General features: G+C 68.9%; 13 protein-coding genes and 1 pseudogene. 7 read left to right on the top strand and 7 right to left on the bottom strand.

Annotated elements, in window-relative coordinates; all coding sequences use genetic code 11:
• Positions 1–119 precede the first annotated feature (119 nt).
• Positions 120–563, top strand: coding sequence for a DUF6325 family protein (locus F0344_RS16565; protein WP_185299524.1), 444 nt, complete (start codon positions 120–122; stop codon positions 561–563).
• Positions 564–610: 47 nt separating this feature from the next.
• Complete coding sequence (locus tag F0344_RS36835) at positions 611–826, top strand: SHOCT domain-containing protein (RefSeq protein WP_374940096.1); 216 nt, start codon at positions 611–613, stop codon at positions 824–826.
• A gap of 286 nt (positions 827–1,112) precedes the next feature.
• On the opposite strand, the gene F0344_RS16560 is transcribed toward F0344_RS36835, so the two are convergent.
• Complete coding sequence (locus tag F0344_RS16560; RefSeq protein WP_185299523.1) at positions 1,113–3,833, bottom strand: SpoIIE family protein phosphatase/ATP-binding protein; 2,721 nt, start codon at positions 3,831–3,833, stop codon at positions 1,113–1,115.
• Between the two features lie 255 nt (positions 3,834–4,088).
• Between F0344_RS16560 and F0344_RS16555 the strand changes: the two genes are divergently transcribed.
• Positions 4,089–4,229 carry a hypothetical protein gene (locus F0344_RS16555; RefSeq protein ID WP_185299522.1) on the top strand — a complete coding sequence of 47 codons (141 nt, stop codon included), beginning with the start codon at positions 4,089–4,091 and terminating at the stop codon, positions 4,227–4,229.
• Between the two features lie 205 nt (positions 4,230–4,434).
• Here the strand turns inward: F0344_RS16555 and F0344_RS16550 are convergent, their stop codons facing one another.
• Genes F0344_RS16550 through F0344_RS16530 form a run of 5 tightly spaced genes read right to left on the bottom strand, consistent with a single transcriptional unit; the run spans position 4,435 to position 7,447 of the window.
• Complete coding sequence (locus F0344_RS16550) at positions 4,435–4,977, bottom strand: NUDIX hydrolase (RefSeq protein ID WP_185299521.1); 543 nt, start codon at positions 4,975–4,977, stop codon at positions 4,435–4,437.
• A 5-nt stretch (positions 4,978–4,982) separates the two neighbouring features.
• Positions 4,983–6,104: an adenosylhomocysteinase gene (locus F0344_RS16545; RefSeq protein WP_185299520.1), complete on the bottom strand. Its 1,122-nt coding sequence runs from the start codon at positions 6,102–6,104 to the stop codon at positions 4,983–4,985.
• Between the two features lie 52 nt (positions 6,105–6,156).
• Positions 6,157–6,612: a hypothetical protein gene (locus tag F0344_RS16540; RefSeq protein WP_258049971.1), complete on the bottom strand. Its 456-nt coding sequence runs from the start codon at positions 6,610–6,612 to the stop codon at positions 6,157–6,159.
• Positions 6,609–7,010, bottom strand: coding sequence for an ATP-binding protein (locus tag F0344_RS16535; protein ID WP_185302720.1), 402 nt, complete (start codon positions 7,008–7,010; stop codon positions 6,609–6,611). The genes F0344_RS16540 and F0344_RS16535 overlap by 4 nt, the downstream gene beginning before the upstream one ends.
• Before the next feature lie 8 nt (positions 7,011–7,018).
• Complete coding sequence (locus F0344_RS16530) at positions 7,019–7,447, bottom strand: hypothetical protein (RefSeq protein ID WP_258049970.1); 429 nt, start codon at positions 7,445–7,447, stop codon at positions 7,019–7,021.
• Positions 7,448–7,599: 152 nt separating this feature from the next.
• On the opposite strand from F0344_RS16530, the gene F0344_RS16525 reads away from it, so the two are divergent.
• The 3 genes from F0344_RS16525 to F0344_RS16515 are packed head-to-tail and all read left to right on the top strand — an operon-like array spanning position 7,600 to position 10,119.
• On the top strand, positions 7,600–8,700 hold the full coding sequence (locus F0344_RS16525; protein ID WP_185299519.1) for a helix-turn-helix domain-containing protein: 1,101 nt from the start codon (positions 7,600–7,602) through the stop codon (positions 8,698–8,700).
• A gap of 14 nt (positions 8,701–8,714) precedes the next feature.
• Complete coding sequence (locus tag F0344_RS16520) at positions 8,715–9,383, top strand: YdcF family protein (protein WP_185299518.1); 669 nt, start codon at positions 8,715–8,717, stop codon at positions 9,381–9,383.
• A complete protein-coding gene (locus tag F0344_RS16515) occupies positions 9,325–10,119 on the top strand; it encodes a WbqC family protein (protein ID WP_185299517.1) in 795 nt (264 codons plus the stop codon). Before F0344_RS16520 ends, F0344_RS16515 begins: the two co-directional genes overlap by 59 nt.
• Before the next feature lie 27 nt (positions 10,120–10,146).
• Here F0344_RS16515 and F0344_RS16510 read toward each other — a convergent pair.
• Positions 10,147–10,881 (bottom strand): annotated as a pseudogene (locus tag F0344_RS16510) (mobilization protein); the annotation flags it as partial.
• Between the two features lie 800 nt (positions 10,882–11,681).
• On the opposite strand from F0344_RS16510, the gene F0344_RS35810 reads away from it, so the two are divergent.
• Positions 11,682–12,374: a hypothetical protein gene (locus F0344_RS35810; protein WP_258049969.1), complete on the top strand. Its 693-nt coding sequence runs from the start codon at positions 11,682–11,684 to the stop codon at positions 12,372–12,374.
• Positions 12,375–12,511 lie beyond the last annotated feature (137 nt).

Below are 12,511 nucleotides of genomic sequence, written 5' to 3'. Positions count from 1 at the left end.
ACCTGAGCGAACCAGGCGGGTGAACGGCCTGCCGAGATGCGACGGCTGTGGTCCGATGATGCAATTGGCGTTCGTGATGGGGGTTGTAGGGGGAAACAACCAGCACCAGAGGTGACGCCGTGAGCGACGAACTCGAAGAAGTGGGCCCGATCGACTATCTGGTCGTTGAGTTCCCCGGGAACCGAATGACTGGTGAGGGGTTCCCTCTCCTGGTCGATCTCGTGGACCGCGGCCTGATCCGGATCCTCGACCTGATGTTCGTCAGGAAGGAGGATGACGGTTCCGTGACCGGCATGGAGATCGCCGACCTGACTGGTGACGGCAATCGCGACCTGGCCGTTTTCGAGGGCGCGTCCTCCGGCCTCCTGGGGCAGGACGACCTCGAGGAGGCGGCCACCGCGCTGAAGCCCGGGAGCTCCGCCGGCATCCTGATCTACGAGAACCTGTGGGCCGCTCCCTTCGCCACCGCCCTGCGCCGTGCCGGTGCCAGGTTGGTCGCCTCCGATCGGATCCCGGTGGCTGCCGTCATCGGCGCGCTCGACGCGGCTGAGGCTGCGCACTGAGCAACCGGCGGCGTCCGCCGATCCAGCTGAGTTGAAGGGAAACAGTCATGCCAGGTCTCATCCGGGGGGTCGCGCGTACTGCCGTTGTCGCTGGAACGGCGACCGCCGTATCGAACCGTGTCTCACGCCGCCAGCAGGGACGATGGGCCGCCCAGCAGGCACCCCAGGCACCCCCGCCCCGGCCGGAGTCCGAGTCCGAAGGCACTGAGGGGTCGGTCTCCCTCGAAGAGATGGCTGCCGCGCTCCGCGCCGACCCGAGCTGATCGGCCATGGGCTACGTCACCCGCTTCACGCCGCATGCCCAGCGGGACAGGCTCAGGATTTCACGCCCGGACGCTCTGCGGATTCCGTACCGCCTCGCCGAATTCCCAGAAGGCGATGGGCCGGGGATGTCGCGGCGTTCGACACGGACGGCCCGATGACCGGCGCGGGCCTGGCCTCGGGGTTCCAGGTGGTCGAACGCGAACTCCCCGGTTGACGCCCGGCCCCGGGCGGGGCGCCCCGGCGGCATCGGGCGCAAGGCCCCGGCGGTGGCGTCAGGCGGGGACGTCAGAGGAGTTCGTCGTCAGGGAAGAGGTCGAGCAGTGCTTCGCCGTCCAGGTCCGGTGGCGGGGCCCCTTCGCCGGGGAGGAGCTGCTCCGCCCAGATGATCTTTCCTTCGGCGGTGTAGCGGGTGCCCCAGCGCTCGGAGGTCCGGGCGACCAGGAACAGCCCGCGGCCTCCTTCGTCCGTCGTGGCCGCGTACCGCAGATGGGGCGATGTGCTGCTGCCGTCGGTCACTTCGCAGGTCAGGCCCTGGTCGTACAGCAGCCGTACCCTGATCGGCGGGGAGCCGTAGCGGATCGCGTTGGTGAGCAGCTCGCTCAGGATCAGTTCCGTACCGAACTCCAGATCCGCCAGCCCCCATTCCCTGAGCTTCGCGGCAGCCGCGGCCCGCATCCCGGCGACGGCGCTGGGGGCGGGCGGCACGTCCCATTCCGCGACCCGGTCGGGCCGCAGGGCCCGGGTACGGGCGACCAGCAGCGCCACGTCGTCCTTCGCGCGGCCGGGCAGCAGCGCGCCGAGCACGTCCTGGCAGGTCTGCTCCGGTGTGCGGTCGGTACGGGAGAGCGCCTGGCGCAGCAGTTCCATGCCGACGTCGATGTCCCGGGTGCGGTCCTCGATCAGCCCGTCGGTGTAGAAGACGAGCCGGCTGCCCTCCTCGATGTCCAGTTCCATGGTCTCGAACGGCATGATGCCGAGCCCGAGCGGCGGTCCGGCCGGGAGGTCGGGGAACTCGACGCTCCCGTCGGGGCGGACCACGGCGGGCGGCGGATGCCCGGCGCGGGCGAAGCAGCAGCGGCGGGTGACCGGGTCGTAGACCGCGTACAAGCAGGTGGCCCCGGTCATCGCCGAGCCCTCCAGCCCGCCTGTGGCACCCGCCTCGTCCTGGTCGATACGCCCCACCAGGTCGTCGAGGTGGCTGAGGAGTTCGTCGGGCGGCTGGTCCAGCGTGGAGAAGTTGTGCACCGCGGTGCGCAGGCGCCCCATCGTCGCCGCCGCGTGCAGGCCGTGGCCGACGACGTCGCCGACGACCAGGGCCACGCGGCTGCCCGGCAGCGGGATCACGTCGAACCAGTCGCCGCCCACCCCGGACTGCGCGGGCAGGTAGCGGTGTGCCACCTCGACGGCGCTGTGCCGGGGTAGTGCCCGCGGCAGCAGGCTGCGCTGGAGCGTCACGGCCAGGGCGTGCTCACGGGTGTAGCGGCGGGCGTTGTCCACGGACAGCGCGGCGCGGGCGACCAGTTCCTCGGCCAGGGAGAGGTCGTCGTCGTCGAAGGGCCCGGGCGTCTCCGAGCGCCAGAAGTTGGCCACCCCCAGCACGGCCCCGCGGGCCTGGAGGGGGACGGTGATGAGCGAGTGGATGCCGTAGCCGATGATCTCTTCCGTACGCTCCGGGTCCTGCGCCTGCCAGCCCGGCGCCCGCGACAGGTCCGGCACCAGCTCGGCGTGCCCGCTGCCGAACCCGCGGGCCTGCGGGGTCGACGGAAGGAAATCGATCAGCCGGCCGCGCTCGTACAGCGGGTGGTCGTCGCGGATGCCGCTGACGGCGGTCCGGCGCATCTCCGAGCTCGTGGGGTTGGGCTCCTCCCCGTTGAGCACCGGGTCGGGCAGGTCGACGGTCACGAAGTCGGCGAAGGCGGGCACCGCGACCTCGGCCAGTTCCTCGGCCGTGCGTCTGACGTCGAGCGTGGTACCGATGCCGACCCCCGCGTCGTACAGCAGCCGCAGCCGTTCGCGTGCCACCTCGGCCCGGCCCGTGAGCGCCCGCAGCTCCGTGGAGTCGCGGATGGTCGCGACAGTCCCCATCGGGCCCCCGGGGCCGTCGGTGGGCCGCTGGTTCACCACCAGCAGCCGGTCCCCCGTCGCATGGACCTCGTCGGTGGCCTCCCGGCCGGACGCCAGCAGCTCGGCTGTGCCGGGATCGAGTCCTTCCAGCTCCGCGACCGGGCGGCCCTCGGAGTCGGGGGCCAGTCCCAGCAGCCGCCGGGCCTCGTCGTTGGCGAGCAGCACCGTCCCGTCGCCCGCGACGATGACGACGCCTTCCCGCACGGCATGCAGGACCGCGTCGTGGTGCTCGTACATGCGGGTCATCTCCGCCGGGCCGAGCCCGTGGGTCTGGCGCCTGAGGCGTCTGGTGGCCAGCGCGGTGCCGCCGGTGGCCAACGCGAGGCCCACCGCGCCCGTGCCCAGGATGGCGATCAGCTGGTGGTTGATCTCGCTGCTCACATTGCGGACCGTGAGACCGGCCGAGACCAGGCCCACCACCTTGCCGCCCGGTGCGGTCACCGGCACCACCGCCTGCACCTCGTGGCCCAGGGGCCCCTGCACGTTCTCGACGAGGACCTTGCCCGCCAGGGACGGTTCGATGGTGCCCACGAAACGCTTCCCGATCCGCTCCGGCAGCGGATGCGTGTAGCGGATGCCCTTGGTGTCCATCACCACGATGAAGTCCACGCCCGCCGCGCTGCGGGTCTTCTCGGTGATCGGCTGGAGCACCCGGGAGGGATCGGGTGAATTCATGGCCGCGATGAGCCCCGGTGAATGGGCGAACGTCTCCGCGACCGCGACCGAGCGGTTCTTGGCCTCGTTGTCGAGATCGCGCCGGGTCTGCAGCGCGAGCACCAGAATCGCGCTGATGACGAGCAGGACGACGACTGCCGCCTGGAGGATGAAGACCTGCCCGGCGACACTTCTGGGGCTCTTGGGGAGCAGTGACCGAACCGACACGCCCCGCAGTCGGTCGAAGCACCTGATCACATAGTCTTTTCTACACCCCTGTCCCCCGGGTGAGCCACATACGTGATTCCGGCCCCGGTACTGGTAGGAGCCGGCGATCGAGTAGTCGGTGTTCCCTGTTTACGATCCGTCGACGTGGACAGGGGCAGCCGTTCGGCCGGAGAAGCGTGAGGTCAGGGCTGCCGAGACCACAACGGAGAGCACGAACGACGTAGGTCCCGGCCGCTGAGCGGCCGGGACCTACGTTTGCCCTGGCGGGCTACGCCCGAGGACAACATTCGGTGGGTTTTCGACTCCGACATCGACAACACCGATGTGGCCGCGCTCGCCGCCGTGCCGGCCGAGTCGATGAACATCCCGGACGACGAACGGGTTCAGCTCCAATGACGGTGCCACGCCTCTCTGGAAGCGGGGATGAAGGGTGAGAGTGCCAGTACGAGCTCCGAAGAACCGTCTGGATCCGGCGCGCCCTGCCCGGCGATGCCGGGTAAGACCCGAGGCGACAGAGGCTGGGCCGCAACTGACCGCAGGCGAGGGTGCCCCGAGTACGACGGCATCGCGGTCGTGCTCGGGAGCGCCAGTTCCTCGATGGTCAGAGAAGCGCCTGGGCGACCCGTTGCTTCAGCTGCTCTTCGGCGAGGCTTTCCACTGTGTGCCATGCGGCGTCAGTGACCTCTTCGGTCTGCAGTTCGCCGATGTCAGCGGTGGTGCGGAAAAGGAAGCGGAAGTCGAAGTGCTGGTGGGCGGGCTCGTCCTTGGCGGGGTTGGCGTCGATGGGGTGGACATCGATGTGCAGCGGGATCTCGCTGTGTGGGGTGACGACGTAGGGCGGGATGCCGGTCTCCTCGGCGAGTTCACGGCCGGCGGCCTGCAGGAGCGTGTCGTCGGAGGGCTCGATGTGGCCGCCGGGCAATAGCCATTTGCCGGTGGCGTTGTGGAGGATGTGCAGGACGCGGCCGTCGCGGCCGAGGAGGATCGCGCCTGCGGTGACGTGTCCCGGCAGGGACTTGCGACTGGTGAGGTCGTCACCGTCGTTGAGGAGGCCCTGGACGACGGCGATCTCGCGCTTGTCCTCGGGGCGCTGGTCGAGGTACGCGGTGATGGTGGCGCGGATGTGGTTCGGCGTGATGGGCATGGCGATCACCTGTTGAAGTAGGAGAGCCAGGTCGCCGCGATGGCCTCGCGGTCGGGTGTGGGGACCTCGTGGATGCCAGGGGTGAGGTCCCCGCGGGTAAGCATCCTGATCGCGGCGAGGATCTCGGCCTGGATCAGGAAGATGAACGGTCCAACGCTTGCGCCGTGGATGAAGTTGACGGCATTGCCGCCGTTCGCCAGATAGAAGTAATGGCCGGTGGTCTGGTAGCGGGTGACGTGGTCGCCGACGACTGTGCGGGTGTAGACGTCCGGCAGGCCGGCGAGGTCGAGCTCGTCCTCGCTGGAGGTGACGGTGGCGACGTAGGCGCCATTGCGCAGGTGGGAGAAGTCCTCGCCGCGCAGGGAGACCGCGCCGGTCGCGCAGAGCACCAGGCCGGCACCGGTGAGCGCGGTCTCGCGGTCGCGGGCGACGGTGAAGCCCTGGGACAGGGCCTGGGTGCGGCGTACGGGGTTGATGTCGAAGACGGTGACCTGGACGCCCTTGGCGTGCAGAAGTCGGGCGATGGAGGAGCCGAGCTTACCGAAGCCGATCACGAGGGCGGGGCGGCCATGGAGGATGTCGCCGCGGCCGCGCATGACGGCCTCGGTGGAGAACACGACGGACTGGCCGACGAGGTAGTCCTCGGGGTCCTTGAGCGGGGAGCGGGCCACCGAGACGACGGGGCAGGGCAGTTTGTCGAGGGCTGCGTAGCGGCGGTGGCCGTTCTCGGTGTCCTCGACGACACCGACCAGGCGGCCGGTGAAGCGGCTGTGGATGTCGGTGAGGGTGGGCGCGAAGTAGCCGCCGACGTCGAGGAGGGAGACGGGTTCTCCGGCGGCCCGGGATTCGAGGTAGTCCAGCGCGGTGTCCGGGTCGGTGAACAGTTCCCGGGTCAGGGTGTCGACGACGACGGTCCGCTCGGTCTCGCGCTGGGCAGCCGGGTGTACGGACTTCGGCTTGGGCAGCACCGCCGTGAGCTGGGTCATCGCGGCAACGGCGCGGACGAATGCGGGACGCTCGGCCAGCAGGTGGGTGATCAGGAACGCGGAGGTCTGCTCGTCGGGGGTGAACTGGGCGGCGATCCGGGCGAAGTATGCGTCCAGCTTGGCGCGTTCGAAGGTTTCCACGGCAGTTGCCTCTTATCCGTATAGCCGGGGCCGTGCAGGAAGTTCCAGGGGGTCAGCGGCTGCGGGCAAGCCCGAACAGCAGTCGGTCGGTCGCGCTTGCGAGATCCAGGTAGGTGTCGAGTTGAGAGGCGTCGGCGGACTGCGACAGCGGTTTCAGACCGAGTAGGAGAAAGGCTGTGCCGGTGCGAGCGACCAGCGCCGTCCAGTCGGGGCGGCTCGGCAGCCGCATCCTGCGGGAGGCGCCTGGGATATGCAGAAACACGTGATGGCCGACGATGTGCAGGCAGCGGCCGACGTCACGGACCACGTCCTTCGCCCGGCCCAGTCCGCCGAAGCTGTCTGCGAGACGCCGCATGCGGGCTTCTGACGCTTCAGTAGAGCCGGGAAGAGCGGAAACAGGACTGTGGGCGATCTCGCGGCCGTCCGGTTTGGTGCCCGGCCGGCTCCAGGCGGACAGCGAAACCAGTAGTCGAAGGTCAGGGCCGGCCGATGTATGGATGGTGCTCACGTGGTCGTCTCTCCTGCGGCCTTGAAGCAGGACCAAACGATCTTTCCGAGCGGTGCGCGCTCGCACACTCCCCACTCGTCGGAGAGCTCAGCCACGAGGGCCAGACCACGTCCGGACAGGTCGGTACTGGCGGCCTGGCGGGGTTCGGGGCGTCGGCGGCGGCTGTCGTGCACCTCCAGGCGCACGACGTCGTCCTCGATGTCGAGGCGGACCAGGAATCCGTGGTCCGAGACAGTGCCGTGGACCAGCGCGTTGGTCGCCAGTTCGGAGACGCAGAGGCGAATGTCGTCGATCCGTTCCGACAGGCCCCATTCGGTCAGGGTCTCGTAAGCGTATTTCCTTGCCTGTCCGACGGATTCGGGGCGGGCTGTGAAGAAGCGCTGCACCGTCTCGATCATGGCTGTCCTCATGTCTCGGTCTCCAGAGGCTTGCGGTTCCCGGACTGTGGCGGCAGGCCATAGGGCTGGGGGGCGGTCGGCTTGCATGCAGGGTGGGGTCGGCGGACCAGCAGCAGCCGGGAGCCAGCCGCCTTGATCCACCGACCGCGTTCAGCCGCTATCGCTCTTGGGCCAAGGTGTGATGCGGCCGGGGCGAGTACGCCGTAGGCGTCCGGCAGGGCCAACACGTCCAGCAGGCCGGTGAAGGCCGCCGAGCCGGGGCCGGCACTCGCCTCGCGTTCGGTGAAGACGCCGGAAAGCTCCAGTTCGTGGTTACGGCAGTACTCGGCGAGCGAGGCGACCAACGCCTCCTGCCGGGCTTCGGAGACCCGCACCAGCCGCAGGAAGCCGTAGACGACAGGCCCGCTGACCAGGCGATGTTCCGTGAGGGGTTCCATGCGGGGACCGTCCAAAGAGTCGACACGGGGTGACGATCCTGAGCATGGAGGACCCCGAACTCCCGGCCAATCACCCGCCGTTCTACTTCCGTTCCACTTCCGTCCCGCCACCCCCAGCCATCTGCTTCGATGACGGTGGAAGGGAGTGAGGCGTGGCAACCGTGCACCAGTGGACCGGCCTGGAGGCCAGGGCTCTGCGTCTCGCCCTGCGTTTGAGCGTGCGGGCCTTTGCCGAGCACCTCGGCGTGGCCGTCGCGACGGTCTCGAAGTGGGAGAGCAAGCGCGCCGAAACCGAGCCCAGACCCGACACCCAGGCGATCCTCGACACCGCCCTCGGACGCGCCGACGCCCACGCCCACCTGCGCTTCGAGACACTCCTGTCCGAGATGGCCAGCATCGTGCAAGGCGCCGGCCGTCGGGTCACCACTTCCGGCCCCCGAGCCTGGGAGTACGAATCGTGGGCCGATGACCTGGACCGCGTCGTGGTCGCGCTCGCCCGCCAGAACTTCGCCTTCGCCGACAGCCTGCTCAACCGCTGGTTGGTGCGGTTCGACGCCCGGGAACTGGACGAAAAGGGCCTGTACCTCTTCGCCCGCTCGACCGGGATGCTCGGTGACCTCAAACGCGACCAGGGCTCAGTGCTCGGCCCACTCTCCGCCCACCACTCCTACATCCGAGCTCGCACGGTCTTCACCCAGCTCGACATCCCGCGTCGAGTCGCCCAGCTCGACCTCTCTCTCGCGGTGGTCTCCGAAATGTCCGGCAAGCTGGAGATCGCCGCCCACCAATACGAAACCCTCGCCGTCGACGACCGGCTCTCCCGCCGTGACCGTGCCAGGGCCCGCCTGTGGGTGGGTACCGCGCTGAGCAAGAACGGTCGGCACGACTACGCGACCCGCGTCATGCAGGCCGCGACCCGCGACTTCGAGGACCTCACCGAACCCGACGACTGGTCGGTGGCCCACCAGAAACTCGCCCTCGCCCACCGTGGCGCCGGCGACCTCACCCAAGCCCTGCACTTCATCGACATCGCCCGCAGCAGCGGCGCCACCGACTCACCGATGCAACGCGTACGGCTGGACACCGCCCATGGCCACATCCTGCTCTCCGACGCAGCGACCCGAGATGATGGACTCCTCGTCCTCGATCACGCGACCCGTACGGCCTCGCAGTACGGACTCGTGCACCAACTGCGCAGTATCGAGGGCATCAAGGCCATGAGCGAGGGGCCGACCGGCCCCCGACGACGGTGACCAGGGAGAGACGCGTGAGCGACAACCAGCAGGCCATCACCGAGGACCAGTGGCGCCGGGCCGCGCTCATCTGGGACTACCACCAGATGCACCACCAGCTGCGGCCCGTCGACGTGGCGATCGGGCTGGGCAGCCACGACCTCGGCGTCGCCACCCACTCCGCCGAGCTGTACCGCGCCGGGCTGTTCCCGACCCTGGTCTTCACCGGCGGCAACAGCCCCACCACCGCCAAGGTCTTTCCGCGCGGCGAGGCCGTCCACTTTCGCGAGCACGCCACCGCCCTCGGCGTCCCCGCCGAGGCGATTCTGCTGGAACCGGACGCAGGCAACACGGGGCAGAACATCACCCTCTCCCGCGAGGTCCTCGCCGCCGCCGGCATCACTCCGACGACCGTGCTGCTGGTCTCCAAGCCCTACATGGAACGGCGGTCGTTCGCGACCGCTCGCAAGCTGTGGCCCGACGTCGAGATCCTCTGCACTTCGGAGCCGCTGGAGCTCGACGACTACGTGAAGTCCATCGGCGACGAGAAGCTCGTCCTGGACATGCTCGTCGGCGACCTCCAGCGGGTCATCGAGTATCCGAAGCTCGGATTCGCCATCGAGCAGAAGGTCGCGGAGGACGTGCATGGAGCGTACGAATCCCTCATCCACGACGGCTTCACCAGCCGCCTCATCGCTTCCTGACCTGCCAGAACCGGGCGGGCTGTGCGCCATTCATCAGCCGAACCTGTTCCCCAGACTGACCACACTGGCCAAGCTGTTCGCGGCGGAGTACTGGATCGTCCTGGACGACGTGCAGTTCAGCCGCCGCGACTACCAGCACCGAGCCCGCCTCGGCGCCCTTGACGAACCGGACCGTCGGCAGTGGCTCACCATTCCCACCCACCTTCCGCACGGACGGCAAACTCTCATCCGGGACACGTTGATCAGCGACCCCGGCCTGGCCCGCCGAAAGACGGCGGGGATGCTACGGCAGCACTACGGGGCGAGCCCACACTGGCCAGCCCTCGCGCAGGCCCTGGACCCGGTACTGGATGCCTTCGGCAGCGGCAGGACCGCCACTGTTGCCGAAATCTCTACCCGTGCTCTGCTCAGCCTGCTCGGCTGGCAGGGCAAGATCCTCGTCAGCAGCGATCTGCCCTCCCGACCGGGTCGTTCCCAGCGGCTCACCGATCTTTGCGCCATCACCGGTGCCCGCGCGTACTTATGCGGAACCGGCGGCATGACGTACCTCGCCTCGGCACCGTTCGCCGCCGAGGGCATCAGCGTCCTGCCGTTCCAGCCGCCGATGACCGACATCTGGTTGTCCGGACGGAGTCTCAGCTCGCTGTGGGCGTTGGCGGCACTCGGCCCGCAAGAGGTGGCCGCCCGCATGCAGTGGCTCGCGTTCGGCCACGGTCTGGTGGAGGCCGCCGCTTGATCGCTGCCTGCTCGCGCTTCATCCGGATCAGCGGTGTGGGCGGCTCGGCCGGCTCGGGGGAGTAGCGGCCGCTATCGACGGCTGGTCGGTGAGGTCGCCGAAGGCTGACGCGGTAGTGCTTCGTAGGCGGGCTGCCTCGGCGCGAAGATTGGGCGCGGGCTCGCGGCTCGTGTGTTGGATGCGAGTGATCAGGACGCGGGCCGGCCTGTGGGCGGTGCCGAGCTCTCGTCGGGCCACGGCTTACTTGAGGAGCTGGTGGGGTGTGTGGCCACCGGCTTCGGCATCCGCGAGGACGGTGGCGAGGGCAGGCCAGCTAGGGTCGGCGAGTATCCGCGCGGCGTGTTCCGGGACGGCAGCGCGTACGTCGTTGGCCAGGGTGCGACCGGCTTCCTCCTTGGGTCGGCGAGCTTCGAGTTCGGTGAGCGTCGGAGTGAGCGCGATGTCGGCTGCCGACTGGAGATGCTGGATGGCTTGGCGTGCGGCGTCGGCCTGGTGGGCGTGGCCCTTGGCCTCGTGCCAGCGTCCGGCGAGGATGGCGGCCCAGACGAGTGCGGCGGTCAGGGCGGCGAGGGCGCTGCCGTCCGGGCCGGTGGCGGCGTGGGCGAAGTCGCGAGCCGCGGACCGCAGTGCGTGGGCAGCGCGGTCTTCTGCCCGGATCTGCGAGCGCTGGGCACGGGCGAATGCCTGGCTGGCCGCTCGCAGTTCGGCACGGAGGCCGACGTGGGCTTTCTGGGCGGTGACTTCGATCAGCTCGCCCAAGGCTTTGCATGCGTCGCTGGGGACCATGAAAGCCGAACCTCCGGAGTGGGCGTGGATCCATTACGCACGGGGCGTGAGCCTTACTGGTGCTATGACGCTGCTGTGCCTGGGCGGAGGTCAATTCGGTTGTTGGTTGAGGGCTCTGCTGCGCCCCTCGCGAGGTTGAGTCCGAGGGGCCGGCGGGATGGCGGCAGGCGTACTGGCCCGGCTCGACGGTGTAGCCGCGGAACCGATGGGTGAGCATTGCTGTCCAGGTCCACCGGCGAAGGGCACGGGGCTGGCTCCTAACCGAGTGGCGGCGAACTGATCTCGCCACCCTGCTGTCCTGGTGGCAGGGGCCCGTGCAGGCCAACTGAGACCAAAACTGCAACCACCAACGTCGAAGGCCCCCGCAGCAAGCTGCGGGGGCCTTCGACGTATTGCCCGGTGAGAGCAATGGCGGAGGATACGAGATTCGAACTCGTGAGGGGTTGCCCCCAACACGCTTTCCAAATGTCGTCTGGGGGTCCGGCAGCGGTCAGGGGCGTCCTGACCTGCGGCGGAGTGCTCAGGCCGGCCTCGTCCGGACAGGGTCGAACGAGGGTGAATGAGACCAGGAATGAGACCAGGACGGGCAGCCTGACAGCGCAGTCGTTGCCAGTACCGGCCAAGAGGTGCGAGCGCTTGAGGGCGCTCTCGTATGGGCGAGCACGAGGTTCAGCCACGGTGGCAAGATCCTCGAATCTCCTGCTGGCCGAGGAGTCCCCTGGATATTCTCGATCGCACTGAAGTGATCAAGTGCCTCGGGAAACGGACCCGCCAGAGTGACAAAGGCCAACCCCTTCGCGCCGCCACCACAGCAAGCGAGCACCCCGGCGTGGTCATCCCTGGACGACCATCTGTGGCACTCGTGCGAGATCGTCGCGGATCTCCTCGCAGGCGGTCTGGCTCGCCGGCCGTTGATCGCCACGACAGCGAGACTGGAGCGTGGCGACCGTGCCCTGGCTGTCGGCCCCGGTAAGCGTTCGACCTGGCGAGCTCCAGGCAACGGGCGGTACCAGCACAACAGTGTGGTCGCCGTCGGCAATCCCACATTCGTCATCGGCAGTTTGCTGGGTTCCGCGATCGGCAATTCCTCCAGGCGGCGCCAAGCGGCGCGTGACGCCCAAGCGCGGTGGATGGTCGACGGCCCGGGAGAGGTGACGATCACCTGTCAGAAGCTGCACTTTGCGAGCAGTGCGGGCGGACTTGACCTTGATTGGAAGGCCCTGAGCACGATCGACCTCGTGAGCGTGGCTACGTTCCAGACGAGCTTCGTCAATACTCACGGTCAGCGGGTGAAGACGATGGTGCACACGCCATGGGCGTCCCTCGCCTTCGCTGTCGCCGCCATCACCGCGTTTCCCGCGCATCCTCGCCTGCTGAGCGGCGGATGGCTCCCCCCGGGGTTTGAGCAGAAGTGTGCCCGTTTCGGTCGGCCGTGCCGCCCCGCCGCCACGCTCGCGGCGCCCCAGTGATCCACTCCGCTTCCCGGCGCGCATCGGTTTCGGCTTGGGCTCGGGCGGGGCATCGCCCGCCGACGCCGTTCTCGCTGCCACTCGCCTGAGCGAAATCCACGATGTCAGCGACGCACGGATCGATGCTGAACGAATGC

This window comes from Streptomyces finlayi (assembly GCF_014216315.1).
Taxonomy (GTDB): Bacteria; Actinomycetota; Actinomycetes; order Streptomycetales; family Streptomycetaceae; genus Streptomyces; species Streptomyces finlayi_A.
Note: the sequence above shows the minus strand (reverse complement) of the source record. Positions and strands in the feature narration are given on the sequence as shown.

Bases quoted from the DNA above. Each gene is read 5' to 3' on its own strand.
- F0344_RS16535 (WP_185302720.1), bottom strand. From the start codon at position 7,010: ATGATCGAGACGGTGCAGCGCTTCTTCACAGCCCGCCCCGAATCCGTC.
- F0344_RS16550 (WP_185299521.1), bottom strand. From the start codon at position 4,977: ATGCCCATCACGCCGAACCACATCCGCGCCACCATCACCGCGTACCTC.
- F0344_RS16530 (WP_258049970.1), bottom strand. From the start codon at position 7,447: ATGGAACCCCTCACGGAACATCGCCTGGTCAGCGGGCCTGTCGTCTAC.
- F0344_RS16515 (WP_185299517.1), top strand. From the start codon at position 9,325: ATGGAGCGTACGAATCCCTCATCCACGACGGCTTCACCAGCCGCCTCA.
- F0344_RS36835 (WP_374940096.1), top strand. From the start codon at position 611: ATGCCAGGTCTCATCCGGGGGGTCGCGCGTACTGCCGTTGTCGCTGGA.